Origin of the sequence: Aestuariispira insulae, assembly GCF_003385955.1 — a bacterium.
Classification (GTDB): Bacteria; Pseudomonadota; Alphaproteobacteria; order UBA8366; family Aestuariispiraceae; genus Aestuariispira; species Aestuariispira insulae.
This window is the reverse complement of record NZ_QRDW01000006.1, coordinates 72109-98135: the sequence shown is the minus strand read 5'-3', so window position 1 is coordinate 98135 and position 26027 is coordinate 72109. Positions and strand designations below refer to the sequence as shown.

Here is a 26027-nt window from a genome sequence, read left to right as displayed (position 1 = left end):
AATGACTTCTGAATGATGTGGCCTTTTTTTAACCGGCAATTATGACGGGTTGATGACTACAGCCAATGCGCGAAAAAGTGATCACGTTTTTTGGTGGCCTGGATCTTGCTTGGATAAAGACAGCGAAATTGAAAAATCCGGAAAAAACCATGATCAACACACAGTTGAACTATCTTTCCATCCTGACCGGCGGCCTGAAACAGGATGACGTTTTTTCCTACGTGAATGCAAAAACATCCGTCCCGGCAAAATCTGTCCATCAGTCCCTAGTGGCGGATCAACTGGAGAAGCGCGAGGAAATTGCCGCTTCCTCGCAGGTGAAACGGGATATGCGTGCCTTTCGCGAGGCGGTGGCCAAGGCAGATAACCTGGAACAGGCGCTGGCCGATCCGACTGTGCATAAAGTCATGTCCTCGATCTATGAGGTCGAAATCCTGCAGCAATCGCCAGACCGCTTCGCAAAAATCATGATGACGGATCCGGATGACCCCACCTCTTTGCTCGGTCGGACCCGGGACAAGGGCCTTATTGCCATGGGCAAGGATTTCAAGGCGGCGGGCGATACGCTTGGTCTGTTAAAGGATACAGAATATCAGGAGGCGATTGAAAACTCGGTGGTTTCGATCCAGTTCGAGGCCGCGGCGGCCCTGACCAGCCCGGCGGCGGCCGATGCCTTTTATTTTGAACGCAAGGCGTCAACCGTCGACACCCCCATGGATATCCTGGCCAATCCCCGGCTGCGTGATGTGGTGTATGGCGCGCTTGGGTTTTCAGACCGTGACAAAGCCCTGCCCATTGAGGAACAATATCTGAAATTGGCCGGGGCGCTCGATTTTCAGGCCCTGGAAGAGAATGATCATTATGTGCGTGATATCGCTGTCACCTATCTGAACAATATGGATCGCCAGCAATCCCCCGATACCGGGGCGCTGTCCATATTGGGCGGCGGCGGAGGTCTGGTGAATATTCTGAGCTGAGCCGGTCTCTTGGCCCCGATAACAGCATAGCCCTTATTTCAGGCCAGCCTGCTTTTTGATGTCTTTCGCCAATTCCTGCAATTCGTCGCGCTCGAAGGAGAGATCTTCAACGGTTTCCTGATCATCTGTTTCCTTGAGCAGGCCTTTGATCTCATTCACAGCCAGAGCTAGCTGTTCGGCGACCAGAGCACTGTCATCCTTGGAAACATCGTTGCAGACAACTTCCTGATCCATCATCAGTTCGGCAAAGGCTTCCGGGTCATGCTTGCCCAGATCCACAAGCCTGGCATCCAGGTCGACCCAGATATCCTCCCAACCGTCATAGAGGGTCCGCAAAGGGCCTGTTTTCACATTTTCGATGCTTTTTTCCAGTTGAACCATCAACCGGACAAATTGCCAGACGGTGAAACGCAGTTCATACATGCCAGGAACCTTTATGCTGAATGTCTCGGGGTTGGGGCGTTCTGTTATCCTAATGGAGATTAAGAGTAAACCGGCAATTGTCGCACACCACGGAGATTGCGCGGCCCGCCATCGTCCCATAGATTGCCAATTGTTGAAAGTGCAACGAGTGTTCAAGGGGGGGCTTCATGGCCGAAATCCGCAATATCCTGTTCATCATGGCTGATCAGTTGCGCTGGGATTATCTGAGCGCCTATGGCCATCCGGGGATGCCGACCCCCCATCTGGACAGGCTGGCGGCCAACGGGGTGCGTTTCAATCGCGCCTATGCACAATCGGCTATCTGCGGCCCATCGCGGATGTCTTTTTACACCGGCCGCTACGTCACTTCGCACGGATCGACCTGGAATCAGGTGCCGCTTAATATCGGGGAATGGACTCTGGGGGATTATCTAAGGCCGCTGGGTCTTCGAGTGGCGCTGGCGGGCAAGACCCATATGCCGGCGGATCTGGAAGGAATGGGGCGGCTGGGTCTGGACCCGGAAAGTGCGGATGGTGTGCTGGCCAGCCAATGCGGGTTCGAACCCTATATTCGGGATGATGGCCTGCATCCAAGTCAATCCGTTTCACCGGACCTGGCCTATAACCGGTATTTGGCGGTCCAGGGATATGACGGCGACAACCCATGGCACGACTGGGCCAATAGCGCGGAAGGGGAAGAGGGCGAAATCCTGTCCGGCTGGTATCTCAGAAACGCGCAATTTCCGGCCCGGATCCGGGCGGAACATTCCGAAACCCCCTGGATGACCGACCAGGCGCTGTCTTTCATACGGGAGCAGGGAGAAGCGCCCTGGTGCCTGCATCTCAGCTATATCAAACCCCACTGGCCTTATATGGCACCGGAACCCTATTTCTCCATGTTCGGGGCGGAAGATGTCTGTCCGGTCAACCGGGCGGAAGAAGAGCGCTCACAGGCGCATCCCGTCATGCGGGCCTTCATGAACCATGCAGAGGGGCGGAACTTCTCTAAACCCGGCGTGCGGGAAAAGGTGATCCCGGCCTATATGGCGCTGATCAAACAGTTGGATGACGAAATTGGCCGCCTGATGGCAGAGCTGGAGGAGATGGGCCGTCTTGACGATACCTTGATCGTTTTCACGGCGGATCATGGGGACTATCTGGGGGATCACTGGCTGGGCGAAAAAGAGCTTTTCCATGATTGCTCGGTCCGGCTGCCCCTGATCATCAGCGGGCCTGGCCTGGCGAAAGGGGGTGTGGAGGACCGGTTGGTGGAGGCGATCGATCTGGTTCCAACCTTCATCGATGCGCTTGGCGGGGAGGTGCCGTCCCACAGGTTGGAAGGGCGCTCACTGTTACCCCTCTTGAAAGGCAATGCCCCCCGGCAGTGGCGGGATGTGGTGATATCAGAGCTGGATTACAGCCATCGCGGCGCACGTTTGGAACTGGGGCGGGGTGTTAATGATTGCCGGGGCTGGATGCTGTTTGACGGCCGTTGGAAATATGTGGCTTTCCAGGGCTTTGAGCCGCAGCTCTTTGATCTTGAAAATGACCCGGATGAGTTGGAGGATCTTGGGCGGCAATCGGATCACCAGGAAAGGAGCCGTGCTTTTCAGGCACGCCTTTTCACTTGGCTGACCGAAGGCCGGAATATCAGGGCGACCCTCTCAGATGAAGCGGTGGAACAGCGCACGGACAGTTGGCTCAAGAAGGGGGTGGTTTTTGGCGAATGGTAGTGTCCGTCAGGGCGTGATCATGCCAAGGCGGTAGGCCTGCAGCACAGCCTCATGGTTGCTTTTGGCGGAAAGCTTGCGCCGGGCTGAATACAGCCTGCTCAAATTCAACTCTGTCATTGGTTGCTTGCCGAGTAATCGTTCCAGGCTGGTCTTTTCTTCCGTAGTTAAGTCAGAGGCTTCTGGATGCGGCTTAACCGCATGAAATTCGGACAGGGCCAGAAGGGCGAATGTCAGCAGACTGTGCAATTCTTCGTCCCGGCCGACCCAGCTTTTAAAGCTGCTGTCAAAGGGTGAGCGCTGGACAATGTTAAATAGGCCGCCTTGCGCCGTTGCGGTTTCCACCAGAGGGTATGTCCGTCCGCCATAGATGCCGAACTGGGTGGATTCCCGGATGATCCGTTCCTGAATATCACTCATCAAGGGATCAAAAACCGGGTCATCCCAGAAAATCGGTGCGGTATTATAGCGGGCATAATCCACCAGATAATCCTGGGACTGGTAATTCTGTTCCAGATAGAAATCATCCCAGGGAGAATGCCAGCTGCGGAATTTTAAACATTTTCCGGGGGTTTTCGAATCATCATTCAACAGAATTCCCAAATTGAAATCCTGTACCCCGATCCTGCGCAGTTCAGACCAGAGGCTCTCCAAAAACGCCTCTTCTGACGGCTGATTGCGCAGCCGGTCATGATATGTCTCCAGCGCTTGATACACTGAGGCCCATCCCCGAAATGACCATACCCTTCCGGTATTTATGCATGTTGCGCGGCTTCTATCAACTTATCAGATAAGTTCGATGATAAATTCACGCAACCGGAAGGGTAATCACGAAGCGCGCGCCTTTGCGGTTTCCGGCATGGTCATGGCGGTTTTCGGCATGAATGCTGCCGTCATGGGCTTCGATGATCTGTTTGGAAATCGCGAGGCCCAGGCCGGAATGAGTGCCAAACTGTTCGCCTTCCGGCCGTTCGGTATAAAAACGGTCGAAGATGTTGGAGAGTTTGTTTTCAGGAATGCCCGGGCCGTCATCTTCGACAATGGCTGTGATCTGATTTTTTTCCCGTTCCAGGCGCAAGACGATCCTGCCACCTTTCGGGGAGAAGCTGATGGCGTTGCCGATCAGGTTTCGGAAGACCTGCACCAGGCGCGATTCGATGCCATTAACACCAAATGGTCCTTCGCCCAGGCAATCCAATGCCACCTCGGGCAATTCTCTGTCAGCGGCCGTGGTATTGTGCATGTCGCTCAAAGTCGCCAGCAATTGCGCCAGGTCGATCCGTTCCAGATCAGCACGCGACAATTCCGCATCCAAGCGTGACGCGTCGGAAATATCGGTGATCAACCGGTCAAGCCGGACAACGTCATCTTGAATGATCCGGTTCAGTTTCTGAACCTGTTCCGGGTCACTGACGCGGGCGGCCGTCTCAACAGCGCTGCGCAGGGATGTGAGCGGGTTTTTCAACTCGTGCGAAACATCAGCAGCAAAGCGTTCGATGGCGGTCAGGCGGGCTCGCAATGCGTTGGTCATATCCCGCAGCGCCTTGGACAGGTCGCCGATTTCGTCGCGCCGGTCGGAGAAATCCGGAATATGTTCATCATTGCGGCCAATGGAATGGCGCACCCGTTCAGCGGCATCGGCCAGCCTATGCACTGGCCTGGCGATGGTCCCGGCCAGATAGAAGGACATCAGCGTTGTGATGATCAGGGCACCGGTGAAGACAAAGAGGATATTCAGGCGCACTTCACGCATGGCTGCCTCAATCTCGCCGCCGCCTTTAGAGAGCAGCAGTGCGCCGTTAATCTGGTAATAACGCTGTACGGGCAGGGCAACGGTCAGGATCAGATCGCCGCCAGGTGTTTGCCGGACATAGCCGGAAATATCGCCTCTGAGTGCTTCGATTGCTTCAGGATAGTCATTGATGCTGGCAAGCGAGTCCTCCCGGAAGGTTGGCAGGATGTTGCCGGGCAAAAGCGAGGCCAGTTGATCGATGAAATCAAGAACCGGATCAATGACTGGCGCCGATCCACCGGGTTCAGGCAGGGTTTCCACCTGAACCGCCTGGCCGAACCCGCCCAGCAAACGACTGTCCGCCACCAGGCTGCCATCGGGCAGGAACAATCGGGCGCGCACACGGGTTGGGGTGGAAAGTCGACGCACGATATGGCGCGCCGGCACCAGGCTCATCATCTCGGTGCCGTTGTCGAGTATGGTGATGGCACCTTCCCCCAAGGCACCGGAAAAGATCTCACCCTGGGTGCGCAGGGCTTCCATTTCCTGGGTGATCAGCTGATCGCGATAGGTGCCAAGATACAACAGGCCGGCAACCGGAATGGCCAGCGCCAGCAGGTTGACGGCCAGAATTCGCCGTGTCAGCGGCGACAGCAGCTTTCGTTTCACCTTATTCGGCGCGGTCGTTCTCTGGGGCTCTTGATCGGCCATAAGGGTCAGGGTCACTCTTCGGCGTAGCGGTATCCGACACCGTAGAGTGTCTCAATGTTGGAAAATTCCTTATCCAGCTGGCGGAATTTTTTACGCAGGCGTTTGATATGGCTGTCGATAGTTCTGTCATCGACATAAATATTTTCGCCATAAGCGGCATCCATCAATTGATCCCGGTTCTTCACATGGCCCGGTCGGACGGCAAGGGCCTTGAGGATCAGGAACTCAGTGACGGTCAATTGAACGGGCTCACCCTTCCAGGTGCAGACATGGCGGCTGGAATCCAACACCAGTTCACCTCGGGTCAGCACGGAGTTGCCGTTGCTGGTTGTTTCACCCTCTTCCACCGACGATCGGCGCAAGAGCGCCCGGATGCGTTCAATCAACAGGCGCTGTGAAAATGGTTTCTTGATGTAATCATCCGCGCCCATGCGCAGGCCCAGCAATTCATCAACTTCATCATCTTTTGAGGTGAGGAAAATCACCGGCAGGGCATTGGTCTTACGCAGCCGCTGCAACAGTTCCATACCGTCCATCCGTGGCATCTTGATATCCAGCACCGCCAGGTCGACATTGCTGGTATTCAGACCGGCCAGCGCGGTTTCACCATCGGTATAGGTCATGACATCATAGCCCTCGGCCTCCAGGGCCATAGAAACGGATGTCAGAATATTGCGGTCATCGTCGACGAGGGCGATTTTATGTTTCATGTTCACTTCCCACTTTGGTCTGGCCGGTCTTTTGGAACGTGCAGCCCGTCCCGTGCCGCCAGCCTGTTTCCCGTTAATTTAGGCTTTTGAATCTCTTCACACAATCCCTAGAGCATGTGGCGGAAATGGGGCGGGTCTGTGGCAGGGGGAGGGAATTTGCAAATTAGCGGTTTGCAGCCGATCTGTGGCGACGCCATGGAGAGACATGTTGTCACAGAAGGGCTTGCGGGGCATATCTATCCTGCTAAGCAAGAGGATTGATTCAACCAAAATCAAGGTGATGACCGTAATGAAGCGATTATTTTCCGCGCCGGTACTTGTTGGTGGGCTTGCAGCCCTTGCGGCCATTGCCCTTGCGGCTTTCGTGTTGGTTTACCAGACCCGCCAGCAGGAATTGGGGGGCGCGGCGTCATCGGCGAATGTTCAGATTGGCGGGGCCTTTGAAATGCAGGACCAGTTTGGCAATACGGTCACGCAGGCAAGTTTTCCGGACAAATTCAAACTGGTTTATTTTGGTTACAGTTTTTGTCCCGATGTCTGCCCCACGGATCTCTATATCCTGGGCCAGGCAATGGCCTCGCTGGAAGAAACAGCACCGGAATTGGCCAACCAGGTCCAGCCGGTTTTTGTGACGGTGGATCCGGGGCGTGACCGGCCGGAGGTATTGAAGGAGTTTGTGGTCAATTTCCATGACCGTATGATTGGCCTGTCCGGCGACGACCAGGCGACGGCGAGTATGGCTAAGGCCTATCGGATCTATTATAATTTGAATGAACCGGACGCCGACGGGGATTATCTGGTGGATCATTCCGCGCTGACCTATCTAATGGGACCCGACGGGCTGTATCGCACCCATTTTGGTCACGGGTCCGACCCGGAAAAAATGGCGGAAACCATCCGGAAAATTATACGCGCGGACCGAGGTTGAACCCCGATTAATCATTTTTTAGCGGTGGGCCTGTATCCTGGTTTCTGGCTGGATTTTCAATCTCAGGATGTGATCGTCCTAGTGATTCCCGAAGGGGATCCAGACCTACCGGTTTAAAAAATGAATCCGTCGGGGGAATGGCATATATGCATGATGCCGATTTGACAGATGCGATGGACAGCCCGTTGCTGCTTTCCTCACTGTTGATAGCCAGTCCCCGGCAATCCCTGTTTAAATCGGTTACCCCTGCACTTTCCCAGGATTACCGCGTCTTTGAAATCCACGATGGCTGGCAGGCGCTGGAAGAGATCAATCGCAGGCATTATTCCGGCATCCTGATTGATGCCGATCTACCGGGATTGAGCGGCTTTAATCTGTTGAAGAAAGTAGAGAGCGGTAACCGACGCCGGACACCGGTGATTTTCCTGCATAACCAGGAAGACCGGGAGCGGGCGGAGGCCTGCCGCGACGAGGGCGATTGCGATCTGCTTCTGGAAGCACCGTTCCATGCCGGCGATTGCCTGACCTTGATTTGGGAACTCGCTGATCTGGAAGTGGAGCGCTCCTGGAAACAGACCTTAAGCCCGCTGCAGAATAAGCTTTTGAAGGTCACAAAAACGAATCTGAAAAGGATTTTCAGCGAAGCTGGGGCCAAAGGGGCGATTGAACCTGATTTGGCGATAAACGCCGGAAAACTTGTGGTGGATGGGGCTAAGACCGAAACATTGGGCCCGATCCTGGACGGGCTTAAAATGCATCACAGCTATACTCTTGTGCATTCGCTCAAGGTGGCATCCTTAATGACCATTTTCGGGGTTCATGTCGGCATGAACCAGCATGATCTGGAATTGTTGGCTCAGGGCGGTCTGCTGCATGATATCGGTAAGTCCCAAACCCCACAGCACCTGCTCAGTAAGCCGGGGCAACTGGATCCGGATGAGTGGGGTGAGATGCAAAAACATGTGCCGCTCTCCGGTGAGATTTTGCGCAATACGCCGGGCATCGATCCCTGTATCGTTAATATCGCCGAACATCATCACGAAAAGATGGATGGCAGCGGTTACCCGCACGGCTTGACCGGGGCGCAGATGGATGATCCCAGCCTGGTGGCCTGCATCATGGACATCTATTCCGCCCTGACCGACAAACGTTCCTACAAGCGCCCCTTTACACCACAGGAATCGCTGGAAATCATGCGCGAGATGTCCGGCCATCATCTGGAGCCGAACTGCCTGAAAAAATTTGAGGATATGATCCGCTCAGGCGCGGGCGGTGAGATGTGAGCGAAGGCTCAGTCTTCATCACTGTCCTGCGGCAGAACCAGCCAGATGCGGATCAATTCTGCCATGGCACGACTGAGGAAATGCAACAACTCGGTCGCCTGGTTTTCGTTGAAACGATTGGCGTCACGGCTGCCGAAAGCGATCATGGCCGGGGCAATCTCCGGCGAAATGTCAAGGCGCACCATGGCATCCGACATGATCAGCGGCGCGGCCCCGCCATAAATTTCCGGATCACCGCTGGTCTGGGACCTGAGCAGGATGCCTTTCTGGCCGCCGACATATTCGTCAATAAGGCCGGGTGAGATATATTGCAGGCCGCGGATGCCGATATCCAGATCGTCCCCGGTCTCAACACAAAGTGCGATCACGTCCAGGCCTAAAACCACGGCCAGATCTGTGGTGGTGATCTCCACCAGTTCCTGGAAGGTGTTGGCAGACAGCAAGGCCAGCACACAATCATGGATCTGGTTTTGGCTGGTTAGGTTGTCACGGGAATTATCGATCAGAATCTGGGCCAGATCCTCGGTCTTGGCGATTTGCTGGCGCAGATGGCTGATCATGGCCTGCTGCAGATCGGTGACCCCGTCGCCCAATTCCCGGGCCGGCGGGGTCAGGATCTGAAACAGCTCCTGATGACGGTAGAGAAAATCGGGATGTGCACGCAGATAGTCTTCCACCTGTTTTTCACTGGGGAGGGTGCCCGATTGGATGTCATTATCCTGGGCTCCGTTATCCTGTGCCATACCCCGATTTCCCTTTTCTACCGTCTTATATTCAAGTGACTTAGAGGATGCTCTGGCCGGTGGCGGCCCAATCCTTCATGAAGGCGTCCAGGCCCTTGTCGGTCAGCGGATGGTTATAAAGCTGATGCAGGACCTTCGGCGGAACGGTTGCGATATCGGCGCCGATTTTGGCGGCTTCGGTCACATGCAGCGGGCCGCGGCAGCTGGCCACCAGCACTTCGGTGTCGAAATCGTAATTTGCATAGATCTGGCAGATGTCTTCGATCAGATCCAAGCCGTCATAGGAAATATCATCCAGGCGGCCAACGAAGGGCGAAATGAATGCGGCACCCGCCTTGGCGGCGAGCAGGGCCTGACCGGCGGAGAAACAAAGGGTCACGTTTACCTTGATGCCGTCGTCAGAAAGGGCCTTACAGGTTTTCAGGCCGGCCGGGGTCAGCGGCACCTTGACCGCGATATTGTCGGCGAGCGCCGCCAGTTTGCGGCCTTCCTGCAGCATGGTCTCATGATCCATGGCAACGGTTTCGGCGCTGACCGGGCCGTCAACCACGGAAGCAATTTCCTTGATCACTTCAAAAAAGTCACGGCCGGACTGGGCGATCAGGGACGGGTTGGTGGTGACTCCGTCAACAAGGCCGGTGGCGGCCAGTTCCCGGATTGCATCGATATCCGCGGTATCTACAAAAAATTTCATGTCTTCCGTCCGTTATTTCTGTCCGGCCGCTTGGGCCAGGTTCGGGGGCGACCCCCATCTAAAAATCTATTGCCCTCAGGGGGGTGAACCAGTCACAAAGAAAGGATGAACATTCCTCATTTCGGACTGCGGTCCCCAAGGTGCCTAGAACTTAACCGATGAAGTCCCAAGCTTCTACCGATCTTTTTGCCAATGACAGCCAATTGGTCAAGGTTTTGCTGCCGTTGCCCCTGGCGGGTCCCTATGATTATCGGGTGCCGCCGGGCATGGATGTCTGGCCGGGGCGCTTTGTCCGCGTGCCTTTCGGGCCTCGGCGGCTGGTCGGGGTTGTCTGGGGCGAAGGCGGCGACAGCGGGCTTGAGGCTTCCCGGATCAAGGATCTCGATTCGGTCCTGCCCCTGCCGGACCTGCCGCAGGCCAACCGGGATCTCGTGGATTGGATCTCAGCCTATTGCCTGGCTCCTCAAGGTGCCGTCCTGCGTATGGCCATGAGCGTGCCCGCCGTTTTTGAGCCGGTGAAACCGATCACGCTGTACGAGCCGATGGAAGAACTTCCGGATATCCGTCTGACTGCGGCGCGCAAACGTGTTTTGACGGTGGCGGCGGACGGACCGGCGCGCCCGGCATCCGATTTGGCGCGTGATGCCGGTGTTTCCACCGGCGTGGTGACGGGGCTCGCGGATGCTGGCGCGCTGAAGCGGATCTCGGTGGCCCCTGGCGGTTACTGGCCCCAACCCGATCCCGACCTGCCGGGGCCAGGCTTGTCGGAATTGCAATCCAAAGCCGCCCTGGAAATGGCTGAACATGTGAAGGCACGGGATTTTTCGGTCACCCTGCTGGACGGGGTGACCGGCTCGGGCAAGACAGAGGTTTATTTCGAAGCGGTGGCTGAAAGTCTGCGCCAAGGTCGCCAAGTGGTGGTCCTGCTGCCGGAGATTGCACTCTCTACCCAGTGGCTCAGCCGGTTCGAACGTCGATTCGGTGTGGCACCGGCCGTCTGGCATTCGGATCTGACCCAATCCAAAAGGCGTGACAGCTGGAAAGCTGTCGCGGAGGGCAAGATCCAGGTGCTGGTCGGCGCGCGATCAGCGCTGCATCTGCCGTTCCCGGATCTGGGGTTGATTGTGATTGATGAAGAACATGACCAATCCTTCAAACAAGAGGAAGGGGTCATCTATAACGCGCGTGATATGGGTATCGTGCGCGGCCGCCTGGCGCAATGTCCGGTAATCCTGGCATCGGCCACGCCCAGCCTGGAAACGGTGGTGAATGTGCGCGAAGGCCGGTTCCATAAACTGGAGCTGCCGGAACGCCATGGTGTGGCGGAACTGCCGACCATTGAGCTGGTGGATATTTTGAAAAATTCACTGGGACGGCAGCGCTGGATCTCGCCGCCCCTGGAAACGGCCCTGAAGGAAACACTGGCCCGCGGGGAGCAGGCGCTGCTTTTCCTGAATCGTCGGGGCTATGCGCCGCTGACCTTGTGTGACGGCTGCGGACACCGGTTGGAATGCCCCAACTGTTCGGCCTGGTTGGTGGAGCACCGATTCTCCAAGCGCCTGGAATGCCATCATTGCGGCTATGCGACCCGGAAGCCCGATGACTGTCCGGAATGCGGGGCGCATGATTCGTTCCGTGCCTGCGGTCCGGGGGTGGAGCGCCTGGCGGAAGAGGTGGAGTTGATTCTGCCGGAGGCCAGGGCCGAACTGGTTACCTCCGACAATATATACGGCCCGGCGGCGGCCTCGGCCTTTGTCGATCGGGTGACATCGGGTGAAACCAATTTGATCATCGGCACCCAGATTGTCGCCAAGGGCTATCATTTTCCCAAACTGACCCTGGTCGGGGTGGTGGATGCGGATCTGGGCCTGGCGGGTGGCGACTTGCGCGCGGCGGAACGGACCTATCAATTATTGCATCAGGTGGCAGGCCGGGCCGGGCGCGAGGGGCATAAGGGCCGGGTGCTGATCCAGTCGGCCAATGTGGATAGCCCGGTGATGGAGGCCCTGGCCAAAGGCGACCGTGATGGGTTCCTGGAGGCCGAATCCAATATGCGCGAGCTTTCCCGCATGCCGCCCTTCGGCCGTCTGGCGGCACTTATCATATCTGGGATGGATGAGGTGGCGGTCGATCGTTTCTGCGGTGAATTGGCGCGCAAAGCCCCGCGTATGGATGGGGTCCTGGTATTGGGGCCGGCGCCCGCGCCTATGGCTCTGCTGCGCGGACGTCACAGGCGGCGGTTTTTGATCAAGGCGGATAAACGGATCAGCCTGCAAAAATTGATTCCGCAATGGCTGAACCAGGTCAAGGAACCCTCGTCGGTCCGCACCCAGATCGATATAGATCCCGTCAGTTTTATGTAGGAATCACATAATCTTAACAAATTACGTGTAGCTGCGAGCGGCTCGCATCTTTTCATGTGTTATGAGCAGGATAGGCTGTTTTTCCCTTGGATGATGTGACGCCAAATCCACAGTTATTGTGCGCAAATGAATAAGAATCTGCGGGGAGTCATATTGCAACTCCAATAACCCCGTGCTACACCGTGCGCGCTTCGGGACGGGTAGGGCGTCTTCCGGGTGGGGAACCCGACGACCTGCCTCCGTGGCTTTTTAACTAGGTTTCTAGAATAGGGGGTCTCCCAGCCGTGGCAGCCTCAAGTGGCGTTAATGAAATAGCCGGTCGCTATGCGACTGCGCTGTTCGATCTTGCAGAAGATCAAAAGCAGTTGGATGCAGTAGCGGACGATCTGCGCCAGCTAAACTCCATGCTCGACGACAGTGAAGATCTCCGGAGCTTGGTTCAAAGCCCCGTGATTAGTCGCGACGATCAACAAAAAGGCCTGGTTGCCGTCTTGGAAAAGATGGATGTCCAGGACCTCACCAAAAAATTCGTGGGTTACGTTGCCGCAAATCGCCGTGCGTTTGCGTTGCGTGCCATGATTAAAGGTTATCTTGCTGCGCTGGCGGAACGCCGGGGCGAAGTAACCGCGGAAGTAACCTCAGCCAAGCCGCTGACCAAAACCCGCCTGACGGCCATTGAAAAGGCCCTCAAGGAGGCGATTGGCAGCAAGGTGGCCGTTACTTCTCACGTCAATCCGGACATCATCGGCGGTCTGATCGTAAAGGTCGGCAGCCGTATGGTTGATTCTTCAGTCAGCACGCAGCTGCAGAAACTCAAGCTTGCAATGAAGGGAGCTTAGAGAATGGAACTCCGCGCCGCGGAAATCTCCGCGATTCTCAAAGATCAGATTGCCAATTTCGGTGCCGAAGCAGATGTCGCCGAAGTCGGTCAGGTTATCTCCGTAGGGGATGGTGTTGCCCGTGTTCACGGTCTGGACAATGTTCAGGCAGGTGAAATGGTCGAATTCCCCGGTGGCATTAAGGGTATGGCGCTGAACCTCGAAACCGACAACGTCGGTGTCGTGATTTTCGGTGACGACCGCGCCATTAAAGAAGGCGATACGGTTAAGCGTACCGGTGCCATCGTGGACGTTCCGGTTGGCAAAGGCCTGCTGGGTCGTGTTGTCGACGGTCTGGGTAACCCGATTGACGGCAAAGGCCCGATCGAATCTGACAGCCGCCAGCTGGTTGAAGTAAAAGCGCCGGGCATCATCCCGCGTAAATCCGTTCATGAGCCGGTACAGACCGGTATCAAGGCGCTTGACGCCCTGGTGCCTGTCGGTCGTGGCCAGCGCGAGCTGATCATTGGTGACCGTCAGACCGGTAAAACCGCCGTTGCTGTTGATGCGATCCTGAACCAGAAACAGGTGAACGCCACCGACGATGAGAGCAAAAAACTGTACTGCATCTATGTTGCGGTCGGTCAGAAGCGCTCCACCGTTGCCCAGGTTGTGAAAACCCTGGAGGAAATGGGCGCGATGGAATATTCCATCGTAGTTGCCGCGACCGCGTCCGACCCGGCGCCGCTGCAGTTCCTGGCACCCTACACCGGTTCCGCCATGGGCGAATATTTCCGCGACAACGGCATGCATGCCCTGATCATCCATGATGATTTGACCAAACAGGCTGTTGCTTATCGTCAGATGTCCCTGTTGCTGCGCCGCCCGCCGGGCCGTGAAGCATATCCGGGTGACGTATTCTACATTCACTCCCGCCTGCTCGAGCGCGCGGCGAAGCTGAACGAAGAAAACGGCGCTGGTTCCATGACCGCATTGCCGGTGATCGAAACCCAGGGCGGTGACGTATCCGCGTTCATTCCGACCAACGTGATTTCCATCACCGACGGTCAGATCTTCCTGGAAACCGAACTGTTCTACAAAGGGATCCGTCCGGCCATTAACGTTGGTCTGTCCGTATCCCGTGTGGGTTCCTCCGCACAGACCAAGGCGATGAAAAAAGTCGCCGGCTCTGTGAAGCTGGAACTGGCTCAGTATCGTGAGATGGAAGCCTTCTCCCAGTTCGCGTCCGACCTGGATGCCGCAACCCAGCAGCTGCTGGCCCGTGGTGCCCGTCTGACCGAGCTGTTGAAACAGGCTCAATATTCTCCGCTGTCCGTGGCCGAACAGGTTCTCAGCATTTATGCCGGTACCAAAGGCTACCTCGACAAGGTTGCTATCGCGGATGTCCGCCGCTTTGAAGAAAAGCTGCTGGAACATGCCCGTGCAGACGCTTCCGATCTGTTGAACGAAATCAACAGCACCGGTCAGCTGTCTGAGGAGTCCGAAGAGAAAATGAAAGCTCTTCTGGACGCATTCGCTCGGACCTTCGCCTGATCGAGGACCGGAACTGGAAGAGGAACCGAAAGGACAGCTAGAAAATGGCAAGTCTGAAGGACCTTAAAAACCGGATCGCCAGTGTGCAGTCCACGCGACGGATTACGTCGGCCATGAAAATGGTCGCCGCCGCGAAGCTGCGCAAAGCCCAGATCAACGCCGAAGCCGCTAGGCCCTATGCCGAGCGGATGGAGCGGATGCTGGGCTCTCTGGCCTCAGGTTCGAAAGGTGAAAATGCACCGAAGCTGCTCGCGGGCACCGGTAAGGACGACACGCACCTCATCGTGCTGGTCTCCTCCGACCGTGGTTTGTGCGGTGGCTTCAACGGTAACCTGGCCCGCGATGTGCGCAATCGGATCGATTCGCTCACCGCAGCCGGTAAAACCGTGAAACTGATCATTATCGGCCGGAAGGGTGTCACCCTTCTCAAGCGTGATCATGCTGACAAAATTGTCGCAACCTATGAAGAGCTCTCCAAGCCGGAACCTTCCTTTGAGGGTGCCAGCGAGGTTTGCGAGAAAATCACGGATATGTTTGAGGCGGGCGAATTTGACGTTTGCACGCTGATCTACAACAAATTCGTCTCGGCTCTGACCCAGGAAGTGACCCCGCTGCAGCTGATCCCGTTTGCCTCGGAAGAGACCGGGGAAGCTGCCGAAGCAGGCGCAGGCGACGCGCAATATGAGTATGAGCCGGAAGAAGAGGCCATCCTCGAAGCATTGTTGCCGAAAAACCTGTCTGTCCAGGCCTTCCGTGCCATGCTGGAAAGCTTTGCTTCCGAGCAGGGTGCCCGGATGACCGCGATGGACAACGCGACCCGCAACGCCGGCGACATGATCAACAAGCTGTCGATTACTTATAACCGCACGCGCCAGGCTCAGATCACCTCCGAGCTGATCGAGATTATCTCCGGCGCGGAAGCGTTGTAAGCCAACAGGAGCAATAGAATGGCTAACACATCTACAGGTAAAATCGTGCAGGTACTCGGCGCGGTCGTAGACGTTCAGTTTGACGGCGAACTGCCGGCGATCCTGAACTCCCTCACCACCGAAATCGGGGATCGCACCCTGGTTCTGGAAGTTGCCCAGCATCTGGGTGAAAACACCGTCCGTACGATTGCTATGGACACCACTGACGGTTTGGTTCGTGGTCAGGCGGTTGCCGACACCGGTGACGCGATCAAGGTTCCGGTTGGTCCGGAAACCCTGGGTCGTATCATGAACGTGATCGGTGAGCCGGTTGACGAACGTGGCCCGGTTGGCACCAAGCAGGCATTCCCGATTCACCGGGCGGCTCCGGAATATACCGACCAGGCAACCGACACCGAACAGCTGGTAACCGGCATTAAGGTTGTGGATCTGCTGACCCCGTATCCGAAAGGCGGCAAGATCGGCCTGTTCGGCGGCGCGGGTGTTGGTAAAACCGTATTGATCATGGAATTGATCAACAACATCGCAAAAGGCCATGGTGGTTACTCTGTATTCGCAGGCGTTGGTGAGCGTACCCGTGAAGGGAACGACCTTTACCACGAAATGATCGAATCCGGCGTTATCAACCTGGATGGCGATTCCAAAGTGGCCCTGGTTTACGGCCAGATGAACGAGCCGCCGGGTGCACGTGCCCGTGTTGCGCTGACCGGTCTGACCCAGGCGGAATATTTCCGTGATGAAGAAGGCCAGGACGTTCTGTTCTTCGTGGATAACATCTTCCGCTTCACCCAGGCCGGTTCCGAGGTGTCCGCACTTCTCGGCCGTATCCCGTCTGCTGTGGGTTATCAGCCGACACTGGGTACCGACATGGGTGCCATGCAGGAGCGTATTACCTCCACCAAGAAGGGTTCCATCACCTCCGTACAGGCCGTTTACGTTCCGGCGGATGACTTGACCGACCCGGCGCCGGCAACGACCTTTGCCCATTTGGACGCCACCACCGTATTGAACCGCTCCATCGCGGAGCTGGGTATTTACCCGGCTGTGGATCCGCTGGATTCCACCTCCCGTATTCTGGAACCGTCCTCTGTCGGTGATGAACATTACCAGGTTGCACGCCGCGTGCAGGAAACCCTGCAGCAGTACAAAAACCTGCAGGAAATCATCGCCATTCTCGGCATGGACGAGCTGAGCGAGGAAGACAAGCTGACCGTGGCCCGTGCCCGTAAGCTGCAGCGCTTCCTGTCCCAGCCGTTCCACGTTGCTGAGGTCTTTACCGGCTCCCCTGGTAAATTCGTTGAGCTGGAAGACACCATCAAAGGCTTCAAAGCCATCGTTGACGGTGAATATGACGATCTTCCGGAAGCAGCGTTCTACATGGTTGGCGGTATCGACGAAGTTGTCGAGAAAGCCAAGAAAATGGCGGCGGAAGCTGCCTAACGCCAACGCGCTGAAGGAGATTGGACATGGCTGACACAGTTGCACTGGAACTGGTATCGCCGGAAAAGCTTCTGATGTCGGAAGAGGTCGAACTGGCCATTCTTCCGGGGTCAGAAGGTGATCTGGGTGTCCAGCCCGGCCACTCCCCGGTGATCGCAACCGTCCGTCCTGGCACCATTGCGGTGTTCAAGGGCAACACGGTTGAAAAGCGGATCTTCGTTGCGGGCGGTTTTCTGGAAATCACCCCGGAACGCTGCACCGTCCTGGCGGAAACGGCAATCGCGGTCGAGGATATCGACCAGACGGCCGCCAAGCAGGAGATTGCTGATCTCCAGGATGATGTGAAGGTCGCAAAGGATGACGCTGCACGTGCCAAGGCCGAAGCCGCCCTCGCGGTTGCCGAAGCCAAGCTGGAAGCAGCGGTATCACCGGCTTACGCCTGATCATCGGTCTAAAGACTGATTGAAGAAACGCCCGGGGGCTTCCCCGGGCGTTTTTTTGTGTCGTGAGCGTGGTTTAACCGGCGATGATGATGCCATCAACGGCGGGCAAACAGCATTAACCAATCTTTAAATCGTAACGCGATATTCTGCGCATGATTTACAACCTTATCGACGATGGAAGGCCGCAGGTTGATATCGCTCAGGCAATCCTACCGAGGCATTATTCTTTTTCTTTGTCTGACCATTCTAGGGGTGGTCGGGGTCGGCGTTTCTGTTCATTTCCGGGTGTTAGAAATTAGTGATGCCTGGCATCTTTATACAACCGCTCGGTCAGAGCGTTTTGTGCTGCTCAACAAGCTGCGTGGTGATCTGGGGTTTGGCGGAATGATCCACAAGTTCAAAAATTTGGTTCTGCGCCATGATCTTGGTCTGGTTCCCGGCCTTGAAACCAGCTTCCTCAATCTCAAAAGGCATCTGGAGGAATATCGTAAACTGGGGCCAAGCGCAGCGGAAGAGGCTGATTTGCGGGCCATCGAGTTGACCGTATCGGACTACGAGGACAAGCTTGGGCTGTTGGAATTGTTAATCGAAGCCGGGGAATCCCCCACTGTGATTGACCGACGCGTCCGGGTCAGCGACGCTGCGGCGCTGAGCGCGTTGACAAATCTTGAAAACATCGCCTTTCACATCGGCGAAGGCTTGAGGGGAAGCGACAGGCGACGGTTGCGCAATCTCGCATCGATCCGCGCGCAGCTTGGATACGGCGGTATGATCCACGCTTTTAAGAATTATCTGTTACGTGGGGATGAAGACTATCTGGATCAGGCGCGGGAAAGAGCTGTGGCCGTCCGGTCTCTGGTTGAGGATTTCCTGACCCTTGATCCGACCGATGTCGAACAACGTCATATGATGGCGTTACTGGCCACGGTTACGGCCTATCGGCATTCCATCGAGCGGGCGGAAAACCTGCGACCGCTCGGTATGGATATCTCGGAAATCGACGACATGGTCCGGGTGGATGATGGTGCGGCGCTGGAGGCGCTGGACAAGTTGGATGCGGCAATGACGCTCAGGTTGCAGCAGCGTAAACTGCAGGTGGATCATTCGATCGACGATATTGGCGGTTGGCTTGCAGTCGTGCTGATCGGGGTGGGGTTGGCGTTGATGCTGCTGACGATCTTCATCGGTTATCTGGTGAAACGGGGGATGCTGGATCCCATTGACCGGTTGAAGGAAAAGGTGGCCGGGATATCCGGGGACAGAACCGCAGATTGGCGCATTGATCTGAATAACCCGGATTTCATCTCTGTGCAGCAGGAAATTAACGGTCTGCTCGATCGGTTGCAGAGCCAATTGCATGAAATCACGATGGAACGGGACCGCACGGCGGCTGCGATGGAAACCAAATCCCGTTTTGTTGCCAATGTCAGTCATGAATTGCGCACGCCCTTGAATGGCATCATCGGTATGTCCGAGTTATTGTTAAGCAGCCCGCTGACCGAGGATCAGAAAAAGCTAACAGGCATGGTGCGCCAAAGTGGCGAAGTATTGAAGAGCCTGGTGAATGATATTCTGGATTTCTCCAAACTGAACGAAGGCAAGATAAATCTTGTGGTTGTGCCTTGCTGTATCACGCATATGGCGGACCTGACCATCTCGATACTCTCCGACAAGGCGGCCGCGCGGGGTACGAAGCTTGAGAAACAGATTGATCCGGATTTAAGCGAATGGATTGCGGGGGATGAGGGCCGCATTACCCAGATCTTGTTGAATCTGTGCAGCAATGCAGTGAAGTTCACTGAAAACGGGACGGTTACCCTATCTTTCCGGCGGAGGTTAGTTGAAGACGAAGAAATGCTTGAAATCGCCGTGACTGATAACGGGATCGGCATAAGCGCGATAAATCTCGGTCGCATTTTCGACCGGTTCGAGCAGGTGGAAGAGGCCAACGGGGCCCAGGTAGAAGGAACCGGCCTGGGCCTGTCGATTGTGGGCAGCTTGGTTGAATTGATGGGGGGGACTCTCGGAGCAAAGAGTGAAGAAGGGAAAGGGTCGCATTTTACCGTAACCATCCCCTATAGACCCTGCAAAGCACCTGTGGTTTCGGCGGGGGCAGCTCAGTCAAACAACATTTCTGTGCCGCCCCGCAAGATCCTGGTGGTCGAGGATAATGAAATCAACACGGTTTTGATTCAGCGGATATTGGAGGCAGATGGCCATATGGTGGAAACCTGCTCTGATGGCGCGCAAGCAGTGAAGGCGGCACAAGAAAACAGTTACGACATCATATTAATGGATGTGCAGATGCCGGTGATGGATGGGCTGGAGGCAACCCGGCAGATCCGGGCGCTGCCAAACGGCGCGGCAGGTATTCCCATTGTCGGTGTGACAGCTAATGTGATGGAGGATGATCGCCAGGTCTGCGCGCTGGCCGGCATGAATACAATCATCGCAAAACCGATCGAACAGGCGCATCTCCGGCAGGCGCTGGCGGATTTTGCAATCCGCTAAACTGAAACTTTCATAACAAAAACTGATGCAATGGCTCCGCTTTTTATAGTGTACCAAGGATGGGGTATCATGGAAGATGGTGGCCAGCGAATAAAGTACGCCAACAAGGATCAGGATCATGGAAAAAGTTTCATTCACCCGGCTGCAGGATGGCACCAAAGAGGAATATGCCTATCTCTATGAATTGGAGGAGGATTATTGCCGGGGGGTGGTGGATCGGCTGTTTGCCCATTTGCGTTTGCTGGATGAAAGCCTGAGCGGCTATCAGGTTTCGCGGCTGGAGCATAGCCTGCAGGGGGCGACCCGGGCTTTGCGCGCGGGCGAGGAAGATGAAATGGTTGTGGCGATTCTGCTCCATGATATTGGCGATATGCTGGCCCCCCATAATCATCAGGAAATGGCGGCGGCGATCCTGCGGCCCTATGTCTCGGAAAAGACCTGCTGGATTGTTGCCAACCATGCGGAATTTCAGAAATTCTATTATGCGGACAAACTGGGATGGGACAAAAATGCCCGTGACCGGTTCAAGGGCCATCCCTGGTTCGATGACGCGGTCCGGTTTTGCGAGCTTTATGATGAAAACTGCTTTGACCCGGACTATGACAGCCTGGAACTGGAAGCCTTCCGTCCGGTCATGGAACTGGTGTTTTCCCGAAAGGCTTTTGATCCGGCCCATCTGAAACCGATGGCTGCTGCGGAATAAAATCTGTCAAAGTCCCCTCGGGACTGCTTTCGGCGGGCGATCTTCCTTTCTAGACAGAGATATTCACGATGCCGCCGCGTTCTGCGCCCGGATGGGTACCGTTGGGGCCGAATATGGCAACACCGGATGTCTCTTCGCCGGGCCGCCCTGCCGGTTTTAATTGACGTGCCTTCTCGAAGGCCCCGGCTGCTGCCTTGGCATAACCGGGCGCAACACCGCGCCGGGCCTCGTCATCGAGGGCCTGAAGCTCGCTGGGCGTATCCCCCCGTTCGGGGCGTTTGAAGGCAAATTGCTGGCGCTGGGCATCGGGATTGATCTTTTCCTGACTGGCCAACGTCTGGAGTGCGATAGCCGTGGCGCTGTTGAGCGCGGGCTGGGCCTTGTTGGGAATGCCGGGTTGTTGGGCCTGCCTAGCGGTTTCGGTCGGCGCCTGTTTAACAGGGTCGTTCGCGGCTTCCTTGACGTTCAGCTGGCTCTTGGCGGCTTGGGCAACAGGGGCGATATGCGCCACATGATGGGTCGCCGCCACGCCAGTGCTTGCTCCTGTTTCCATTCCCCCAACCCAAGAGAAGTCTGTTGTGACTTTATGATGTGAACCGCACTGTTCGATAGCGGCGGTGCTTGTGACAAGCCGCCTTCGAATATTTAAAATATCAATAAAAGGTAAGGAAAATCTTAATCGGCTTTCCGGTCCTGTGATAATGGCTTGAAGAGGGGGGGGGAGTCTGTTTAAGACCTGTAGTTTCGCGCTGCTGGCCAATTGGTCGGGATGGCGTTCACTATTCTAAATGGGGAAGATTAGGCCAATGAAAGCCGCCAACGCTGTTCTTTGTTTTGGGGCCTTGCATTTCGATAGTATCGCGGAATGTATCGGGCCTTATCGCGCACGGGCGTCCAATCCGGTCCGGACCCATCGCACGCCGGGCGGGGTTGCGCATAATATCGCGCGCAACCTGGCGCAATTGAGCCTGCCGGTGGGCATGGCCTCGCTCATTGGGGATGATGATGGCGACCTGTTGGTCCGGACCCTGGACAGCTATGGCATTGATCATCAATTGGTGCATCGTCATCATCAGTTCACATCGGCCAGCTATATTGCTGTTCTGGATGAGACCGGGGAATTGGCGGTCGGGCTGGCGGATATGGCGATCTATGACGCAATGGATGTGGCGTTGGTTTCCGGGATGCTGGCCCAGGCGGAACACTGGCCCGGTTGGATCATTGACGCCAACCTGCCGGAAGAGGCGATCTGTTATCTGGCTGATCATCATGGTGATCGACCGCTTTACCTGGCACCGGTCTCTGTCGCGAAGGCACCACGGGTGAAGCCCGCTCTGGGGCGTGCGGATGTGATGATCTGCAATAAATACGAAATTGAGGCCCTGTCAGGGCTTGGCGCTGATACCGCGCTTGAGGCGGCCCGCGCTGCGGCCAGCCTGCAACAGTCGGATCGCCAGATCCTGGTGGTGACTTTGGGGCCGGATGGCGCGGTCCTGGTGACCAAGGACGAGGTTCTGCATTTCCCGGCACCACCGACCAGGGTGGTTGATGTTAATGGTGCCGGTGATTCTTTCTTTTCCGGGTTTGTGGCCGCCCACCGGTCCGGTGGCACGGCGGTTGGTGCTGTGCGTCATGGTCTGGCTAAAGCCAGCCTGACGGCGGAGTCTCATGATCCTGTCAATCCCGCATTCACCCTCCAGGCTCTGGAACAGCGCGAGCAGGCTGTTCCGGCGCCGATCACCCTCTAACAGTTGGAAGAAATATGACAATAGAGTTGGAAATGAGCCCCGAAGTTGCAGAGGCCCTGCGCCATGGCAAGCCGGTTGTGGCTCTGGAATCGACCATTATCTCCCATGGCCTGCCCTGGCCCGCGAATTTGGATCTGGCGCGTGATCTGGAGAATATTATCCGGGAAAATGGTGCTGTGCCGGCCACGGTCGGCGTTTTCAATGGCCGGATTACGGTGGGGCTGAATGACGAGCAGATCACCGAGTTTGCCCGCGCAGGCGATCCGAAACAAGATGTGAAGGTTACCAAGATCAGCCGGCGCGACCTGGCCACTGTGGTCGCGTTGAAACAGCATGGCGCAACCACGGTTGCGACCACGATGATCATCGCGGCCATGGCGGGGATCCGGGTTTTTGCCACCGGCGGTATCGGCGGTGTTCATCGCGGCGCGGAAACCAGCATGGATATTTCCGCGGACCTGCGCGAATTGGCGGCAACCCCGGTTGCGGTGGTCTGTTCCGGTGCAAAATCCATTCTGGATCTGCCGAAGACATTGGAATATCTGGAAACTCATGGTGTGCCGGTCCTGGGCTATGGCGTTGAGGAATTCCCGGCTTTCCACAGCCGGGAAAGCGGCCTTTATGTGGATCAGAAACTGACCGGTGCGGAAGAAGTTGCGGCTATCCTGCAGGTTCGGGAAGAGCTGGGCCTGATTGGTGGCGAGATCATCGCAAACCCGATCCCGGAAGAGGCGGCCATTGAAAAAGCCGTGATCGACGGCTGGATCGAGGATGCGCTTAAGGCAGCGGATGCCGACGGTGTAATTGGCAAAAAAGTAACGCCCTACCTCTTGTCCAAGCTGGCTGAGCTGAGCGGCGGGAAGTCCATCGACGCTAACCTGGCTTTGGTGAAAAATAACGCCCGCGTGGCGGCCCATATCGCGCGCGAATTTGCCAAGGGCTGAGCCCTGGTAAATTGATGTGAGGCATAAAAACAGGGCGTGGAAGCATCATTGCCGCCACGCCCTGTTTGGTTGCCTGGTCCGGTGCCGGGATCAGTCCGCCGGCAGGACTTTCTTCCAGTTCTTAATGCTGACCGATTTAAACAGGCCGGCTTTGGCATAGGGGTCGTTGTCGCAGAAATCCTGTGCGGCTTCCTTGTCGGCAAAATCCATCACCAGGACCGAACCGACCATGGTTTCATTGGCGTCGTCCAGCAGCGGCCCGGCCGCGATGATCTTGTCCATATGGCTTTTGAGATGGGCGAGATGGGCTTCCCGGTTTGCTTTGCGAATTTCCAGCGCGCCGTCTTTGTCCAGGCATTCGATGACAACAGCCATTTTGGTATTCCTTAATCTTTTTCAGTGGATGTTTCCGGCGGCAACAGTCGCCCGCAATGGATCAAGTTTCAAGCGTGAATTTGCCTTTGCCCTGGCATGAACAAGCCGATAGGCTGCCGGTTCAAAATTTCAGGGAAGAATGAAGATCATGTCTGACGAGAATTTGCCCGACTATCGATTGCTGACCGGGCCGGATGATGCGGCGTTTTGCCATCGGGTGTCGGCGGCCCTGAAACAGGGATTTGTGCTTTATGGGTCGCCCAGTTGCACCTTCAATAGCGATACCGGGCGTATGATGGTTGCGCAGGCGGTTATCCGCCCCCATGTGAAGGCGGATTGATTTACCGTTCCCGGCGCCTCGGGTCAGTCGAACAGAGCGTCGATTTCTGCCTGAGAAATCGCATCGCCCGCAGCTTGCGGCCCATGCATTTGGACATCTTCCGGTTCGGGGATTTCCGCGGCGGCCTCTTCGCTCAGTTGCCGGATCGTGTCATGGCCGCATAGCGCCACCATGGCATCAACCCGTTCCTCGACAAATTGCAGTGAGCGGATCACTTTGGAAACGCGTTGTCCGGTCAGATCCTGAAAACTGCAGGCTTCCATGCTTTCCATGGATTTGGCCGCGATCTGGTCACAAAGGGCGATGGCTTCCTCATCCTCCAGCTTTTCGCGCAGGCTGTCCGAAAGGTTGGCAATTTCCTCCGACGCCCCCAGGATGGTTTCGGAGGCTTCCAGGGTAGAGGTTGCAATGGCATCCAGGGTGGAGGACATGCTCTCAAACGGCGTTTTGTTCTCTTCCTCCAGAATGGTACCAGCCAGTTCCTTGCGCAAACGCTCTACATAGGCCAACAGATTGTGGACTTCGTTACTCAATTGTTCATTTATGTTTGCCAAGGCACCCACTTTCGTTATTGCTTTACAATATTTTCCTCATAAATGCGGGACTGGTAAACTGCCTAAATTATTTTTTTTCAGATTCTGCGGATTGGACGGCGGTTCATGGTAGCGATTTTCGTGGATGGTGATGCCTGTCCGGTCAAGGATGAGGTCCTGAAAGTAGCGGTGCGCAATCAGGTGCAGGTGCATCTGGTGGCCAACAGCTGGCATCGCAATGCCAATCATCCCCTGGTTCATCAGGTCGTGGTGCCGGAAACGCCGGATGCCGCCGATGACTGGATCGCCGAGCATGCGGGGCCGGGGGATCTGGTGGTTACTGCCGATATCCTGCTGGCGGCGCGCGGCCTTGAAAATGGTGCCCTGGTGCTGGGGCCGGATGGCCGGGCTTTTACCAAGGAGAGCATTGGCATGAAGGTGGCCATGCGGGATCTGATGTCGGAACTGCGTGACCAGGGCGAGGTGAAAAGCGGCGGTGGCGGTTTTGGCAAACAGGACCGCTCCCGGTTTCTGAGTGCCTTTGAAACGGCGGTGAAAAACGCGTTGCGGTCACACCCGACGGAATAATGCCAGAGGATATGAAAGAATAATGTCGCAATTCCCGCCTGCCGCTCCCTTCCGGCTTTTTCCCTGTCTGATCGAGGCTGCGGTGCTGTCGCGTGCCTATTTACCGCTGTTGGTCGGCGTGTTTCTATTGCTGCGGCTGCCGGAATATGCCTGGCAATTACATCTGGCGGGCTGGTCGCTGGAAAACTACCCCGATCTGGTTTTGAAGGGCGGGATGAGGACCGATGACATTGACTGGCTGGACCTGGCTAGCTCGGCGCTTGGCGCGTTGGCTGACGGAATTGTGGTCCTGGGGGTATATCTCATGGCCAAAGGGGTGCCGGTCAGTTTTCCCAGACTGGTCTATGGCGTAATCGCCGCGGCGCCCCGTCTGGTGGTTTTTGCCCTAGTCTATTCGCTGTTGTATCAGATTGCGCGACTGGCGCCGGGATCCATGTTCGGTCTGTTATTTGCGCTGGGCCTGTATGGGCTGCAATTTGTCTATTTCTTCCTGTTTACCCCAATATGCCTGCTGGAGAACCGACCGGTGATAGCCACCATGTCACGCAGTGTTGACCTGACCCGTGGAAAACGACTGGGGCTGTTGGGGCTGGCGATGTTCGCCTTTTATGTGATGACGATGCTGCATGTCACCCTGCTGCAGCTGATGAAGGGGCTGCCATACCCTATATTCATTCTACAGGCGCTTCTGTTTGCGGCGATCTCTGGCTATTTCTCAGTGCTCAGTTTTGTGATCTATCAAAAGGTGGCGAAGATCTGATTCTCGATCCGATTCTCCGTTGATATGCATGATTTGCATGGCTGGGC

At 56.2% G+C, this 26027-nt stretch carries 26 protein-coding genes; 17 read left to right on the top strand and 9 right to left on the bottom strand.

The features are described from left to right. The first annotated feature begins 149 nt into the window (after positions 1–149). Positions 150–977, top strand: a complete 828-nt coding sequence (locus DFP90_RS14970) for a DUF1217 domain-containing protein (RefSeq protein ID WP_181905381.1) — start codon at positions 150–152, stop codon at positions 975–977. Positions 978–1010: 33 nt separating this feature from the next. On the opposite strand, the gene DFP90_RS14965 is transcribed toward DFP90_RS14970, so the two are convergent. Next, on the bottom strand, positions 1011–1400 hold the full coding sequence (locus tag DFP90_RS14965) for a hypothetical protein (RefSeq protein WP_115937316.1): 390 nt from the start codon (positions 1398–1400) through the stop codon (positions 1011–1013). Positions 1401–1567: 167 nt separating this feature from the next. Here DFP90_RS14965 and DFP90_RS14960 point away from each other — a divergent pair, with 167 nt between their 5' ends. Beyond that, on the top strand, positions 1568–3133 hold the full coding sequence (locus tag DFP90_RS14960; RefSeq protein ID WP_115937315.1) for a sulfatase-like hydrolase/transferase: 1566 nt from the start codon (positions 1568–1570) through the stop codon (positions 3131–3133). Between the two features lie 6 nt (positions 3134–3139). On the opposite strand, the gene DFP90_RS14955 is transcribed toward DFP90_RS14960, so the two are convergent. The 3 genes from DFP90_RS14955 to DFP90_RS14945 all read right to left on the bottom strand — a co-directional run bounded on the left by DFP90_RS14955 (position 3140) and on the right by DFP90_RS14945 (position 6283). Beyond that, entirely contained in the window at positions 3140–3847 is a 708-nt protein-coding gene (locus DFP90_RS14955) for an autoinducer binding domain-containing protein (protein ID WP_181905380.1), read from the bottom strand. A 91-nt stretch (positions 3848–3938) separates the two neighbouring features. Further along, a complete protein-coding gene (locus tag DFP90_RS14950; protein WP_115937440.1) occupies positions 3939–5531 on the bottom strand; it encodes a stimulus-sensing domain-containing protein in 1593 nt (530 codons plus the stop codon). 53 nt (positions 5532–5584) lie between these two features. Beyond that, the gene (locus tag DFP90_RS14945) at positions 5585–6283 is read right to left on the bottom strand and encodes a response regulator transcription factor (protein ID WP_115937313.1); all 699 of its coding nucleotides are present in this window, start codon (positions 6281–6283) and stop codon (positions 5585–5587) included. A 289-nt stretch (positions 6284–6572) separates the two neighbouring features. On the opposite strand from DFP90_RS14945, the gene DFP90_RS14940 reads away from it, so the two are divergent. Both DFP90_RS14940 and DFP90_RS14935 read left to right on the top strand, forming a co-directional pair. Further along, the gene (locus DFP90_RS14940; RefSeq protein WP_115937439.1) at positions 6573–7211 is read left to right on the top strand and encodes an SCO family protein; all 639 of its coding nucleotides are present in this window, start codon (positions 6573–6575) and stop codon (positions 7209–7211) included. Positions 7212–7357: 146 nt separating this feature from the next. Continuing rightward, the gene (locus DFP90_RS14935; protein ID WP_181905379.1) at positions 7358–8494 is read left to right on the top strand and encodes an HD domain-containing protein; all 1137 of its coding nucleotides are present in this window, start codon (positions 7358–7360) and stop codon (positions 8492–8494) included. 8 nt (positions 8495–8502) lie between these two features. Here DFP90_RS14935 and DFP90_RS14930 read toward each other — a convergent pair whose 3' ends face one another. Both DFP90_RS14930 and fsa read right to left on the bottom strand, forming a co-directional pair. Next, the gene (locus DFP90_RS14930; RefSeq protein WP_115937311.1) at positions 8503–9237 is read right to left on the bottom strand and encodes a DUF484 family protein; all 735 of its coding nucleotides are present in this window, start codon (positions 9235–9237) and stop codon (positions 8503–8505) included. Positions 9238–9277: 40 nt separating this feature from the next. After that, positions 9278–9931, bottom strand: coding sequence for a fructose-6-phosphate aldolase (fsa, locus tag DFP90_RS14925; protein ID WP_115937310.1), 654 nt, complete (start codon positions 9929–9931; stop codon positions 9278–9280). Positions 9932–10089: 158 nt separating this feature from the next. On the opposite strand from fsa, the gene DFP90_RS14920 reads away from it, so the two are divergent. The 8 genes from DFP90_RS14920 to DFP90_RS14885 all read left to right on the top strand — a co-directional run bounded on the left by DFP90_RS14920 (position 10090) and on the right by DFP90_RS14885 (position 20692). Continuing rightward, entirely contained in the window at positions 10090–12294 is a 2205-nt protein-coding gene (locus DFP90_RS14920; protein ID WP_115937309.1) for a primosomal protein N', read from the top strand. Between the two features lie 284 nt (positions 12295–12578). Then, a complete protein-coding gene (locus tag DFP90_RS14915) occupies positions 12579–13133 on the top strand; it encodes a F0F1 ATP synthase subunit delta (protein WP_115937308.1) in 555 nt (184 codons plus the stop codon). 3 nt (positions 13134–13136) lie between these two features. Beyond that, positions 13137–14666 (top strand): F0F1 ATP synthase subunit alpha, encoded by a 1530-nt coding sequence (gene atpA, locus DFP90_RS14910; RefSeq protein WP_115937307.1) that lies wholly within the window; start codon positions 13137–13139, stop codon positions 14664–14666. A gap of 44 nt (positions 14667–14710) precedes the next feature. Further along, positions 14711–15595: a F0F1 ATP synthase subunit gamma gene (locus tag DFP90_RS14905; RefSeq protein WP_115937306.1), complete on the top strand. Its 885-nt coding sequence runs from the start codon at positions 14711–14713 to the stop codon at positions 15593–15595. 18 nt (positions 15596–15613) lie between these two features. After that, positions 15614–17035, top strand: coding sequence for a F0F1 ATP synthase subunit beta (atpD, locus tag DFP90_RS14900; RefSeq protein ID WP_115937305.1), 1422 nt, complete (start codon positions 15614–15616; stop codon positions 17033–17035). Between the two features lie 26 nt (positions 17036–17061). Then, positions 17062–17478 carry an ATP synthase F1 subunit epsilon gene (gene atpC / locus DFP90_RS14895; RefSeq protein WP_115937304.1) on the top strand — a complete coding sequence of 139 codons (417 nt, stop codon included), beginning with the start codon at positions 17062–17064 and terminating at the stop codon, positions 17476–17478. 189 nt (positions 17479–17667) lie between these two features. Next, the gene (locus DFP90_RS14890) at positions 17668–19989 is read left to right on the top strand and encodes a response regulator (protein WP_181905378.1); all 2322 of its coding nucleotides are present in this window, start codon (positions 17668–17670) and stop codon (positions 19987–19989) included. Between the two features lie 118 nt (positions 19990–20107). Further along, complete coding sequence (locus DFP90_RS14885; protein ID WP_115937302.1) at positions 20108–20692, top strand: HD domain-containing protein; 585 nt, start codon at positions 20108–20110, stop codon at positions 20690–20692. 49 nt (positions 20693–20741) lie between these two features. Here the strand turns inward: DFP90_RS14885 and DFP90_RS14880 are convergent, their stop codons facing one another. Then, a complete protein-coding gene (locus DFP90_RS14880) occupies positions 20742–21245 on the bottom strand; it encodes a hypothetical protein (protein WP_147301025.1) in 504 nt (167 codons plus the stop codon). A gap of 253 nt (positions 21246–21498) precedes the next feature. Between DFP90_RS14880 and DFP90_RS14875 the strand changes: the two genes are divergently transcribed. Together DFP90_RS14875 and DFP90_RS14870 are read left to right on the top strand one after the other, a co-directional pair. After that, on the top strand, positions 21499–22440 hold the full coding sequence (locus tag DFP90_RS14875) for a carbohydrate kinase family protein (RefSeq protein ID WP_181905377.1): 942 nt from the start codon (positions 21499–21501) through the stop codon (positions 22438–22440). Between the two features lie 14 nt (positions 22441–22454). Continuing rightward, the gene (locus DFP90_RS14870; RefSeq protein WP_115937299.1) at positions 22455–23384 is read left to right on the top strand and encodes a pseudouridine-5'-phosphate glycosidase; all 930 of its coding nucleotides are present in this window, start codon (positions 22455–22457) and stop codon (positions 23382–23384) included. 90 nt (positions 23385–23474) lie between these two features. On the opposite strand, the gene DFP90_RS14865 is transcribed toward DFP90_RS14870, so the two are convergent. Next, positions 23475–23759 carry a YciI family protein gene (locus tag DFP90_RS14865; protein WP_115937298.1) on the bottom strand — a complete coding sequence of 95 codons (285 nt, stop codon included), beginning with the start codon at positions 23757–23759 and terminating at the stop codon, positions 23475–23477. A gap of 148 nt (positions 23760–23907) precedes the next feature. Here DFP90_RS14865 and DFP90_RS14860 point away from each other — a divergent pair, with 148 nt between their 5' ends. Beyond that, on the top strand, positions 23908–24099 hold the full coding sequence (locus DFP90_RS14860) for a DUF1737 domain-containing protein (RefSeq protein WP_245957085.1): 192 nt from the start codon (positions 23908–23910) through the stop codon (positions 24097–24099). A 23-nt stretch (positions 24100–24122) separates the two neighbouring features. On the opposite strand, the gene DFP90_RS14855 is transcribed toward DFP90_RS14860, so the two are convergent. Next, the gene (locus DFP90_RS14855) at positions 24123–24653 is read right to left on the bottom strand and encodes a protein phosphatase CheZ (RefSeq protein ID WP_218044687.1); all 531 of its coding nucleotides are present in this window, start codon (positions 24651–24653) and stop codon (positions 24123–24125) included. Between the two features lie 105 nt (positions 24654–24758). Between DFP90_RS14855 and DFP90_RS14850 the strand changes: the two genes are divergently transcribed. Beyond that, positions 24759–25220, top strand: coding sequence for a YaiI/YqxD family protein (locus tag DFP90_RS14850; RefSeq protein WP_115937295.1), 462 nt, complete (start codon positions 24759–24761; stop codon positions 25218–25220). Between the two features lie 22 nt (positions 25221–25242). Beyond that, positions 25243–25980, top strand: coding sequence for a hypothetical protein (locus DFP90_RS14845; protein ID WP_115937294.1), 738 nt, complete (start codon positions 25243–25245; stop codon positions 25978–25980). The last annotated feature ends 47 nt before the right edge of the window (positions 25981–26027 follow it).

Excerpts from the sequence above, each read along its gene's own strand:
- DFP90_RS14970 (WP_181905381.1), top strand. The coding sequence starts at position 150 with ATGATCAACACACAGTTGAACTATCTTTCCATCCTGACCGGCGGCCTG.
- DFP90_RS14965 (WP_115937316.1), bottom strand. The coding sequence starts at position 1,400 with ATGTATGAACTGCGTTTCACCGTCTGGCAATTTGTCCGGTTGATGGTT.
- DFP90_RS14960 (WP_115937315.1), top strand. The coding sequence starts at position 1,568 with ATGGCCGAAATCCGCAATATCCTGTTCATCATGGCTGATCAGTTGCGC.
- DFP90_RS14945 (WP_115937313.1), bottom strand. The coding sequence starts at position 6,283 with ATGAAACATAAAATCGCCCTCGTCGACGATGACCGCAATATTCTGACA.
- DFP90_RS14940 (WP_115937439.1), top strand. The coding sequence starts at position 6,573 with ATGAAGCGATTATTTTCCGCGCCGGTACTTGTTGGTGGGCTTGCAGCC.
- DFP90_RS14935 (WP_181905379.1), top strand. The coding sequence starts at position 7,358 with ATGCATGATGCCGATTTGACAGATGCGATGGACAGCCCGTTGCTGCTT.
- DFP90_RS14930 (WP_115937311.1), bottom strand. The coding sequence starts at position 9,237 with ATGGCACAGGATAACGGAGCCCAGGATAATGACATCCAATCGGGCACC.
- fsa (WP_115937310.1), bottom strand. The coding sequence starts at position 9,931 with ATGAAATTTTTTGTAGATACCGCGGATATCGATGCAATCCGGGAACTG.
- DFP90_RS14920 (WP_115937309.1), top strand. The coding sequence starts at position 10,090 with ATGAAGTCCCAAGCTTCTACCGATCTTTTTGCCAATGACAGCCAATTG.
- atpA (WP_115937307.1), top strand. The coding sequence starts at position 13,137 with ATGGAACTCCGCGCCGCGGAAATCTCCGCGATTCTCAAAGATCAGATT.
- DFP90_RS14905 (WP_115937306.1), top strand. The coding sequence starts at position 14,711 with ATGGCAAGTCTGAAGGACCTTAAAAACCGGATCGCCAGTGTGCAGTCC.
- atpD (WP_115937305.1), top strand. The coding sequence starts at position 15,614 with ATGGCTAACACATCTACAGGTAAAATCGTGCAGGTACTCGGCGCGGTC.
- atpC (WP_115937304.1), top strand. The coding sequence starts at position 17,062 with ATGGCTGACACAGTTGCACTGGAACTGGTATCGCCGGAAAAGCTTCTG.
- DFP90_RS14885 (WP_115937302.1), top strand. The coding sequence starts at position 20,108 with ATGGAAAAAGTTTCATTCACCCGGCTGCAGGATGGCACCAAAGAGGAA.
- DFP90_RS14880 (WP_147301025.1), bottom strand. The coding sequence starts at position 21,245 with ATGGAAACAGGAGCAAGCACTGGCGTGGCGGCGACCCATCATGTGGCG.
- DFP90_RS14875 (WP_181905377.1), top strand. The coding sequence starts at position 21,499 with ATGAAAGCCGCCAACGCTGTTCTTTGTTTTGGGGCCTTGCATTTCGAT.
- DFP90_RS14870 (WP_115937299.1), top strand. The coding sequence starts at position 22,455 with ATGACAATAGAGTTGGAAATGAGCCCCGAAGTTGCAGAGGCCCTGCGC.
- DFP90_RS14865 (WP_115937298.1), bottom strand. The coding sequence starts at position 23,759 with ATGGCTGTTGTCATCGAATGCCTGGACAAAGACGGCGCGCTGGAAATT.
- DFP90_RS14860 (WP_245957085.1), top strand. The coding sequence starts at position 23,908 with ATGTCTGACGAGAATTTGCCCGACTATCGATTGCTGACCGGGCCGGAT.
- DFP90_RS14850 (WP_115937295.1), top strand. The coding sequence starts at position 24,759 with ATGGTAGCGATTTTCGTGGATGGTGATGCCTGTCCGGTCAAGGATGAG.
- DFP90_RS14845 (WP_115937294.1), top strand. The coding sequence starts at position 25,243 with ATGTCGCAATTCCCGCCTGCCGCTCCCTTCCGGCTTTTTCCCTGTCTG.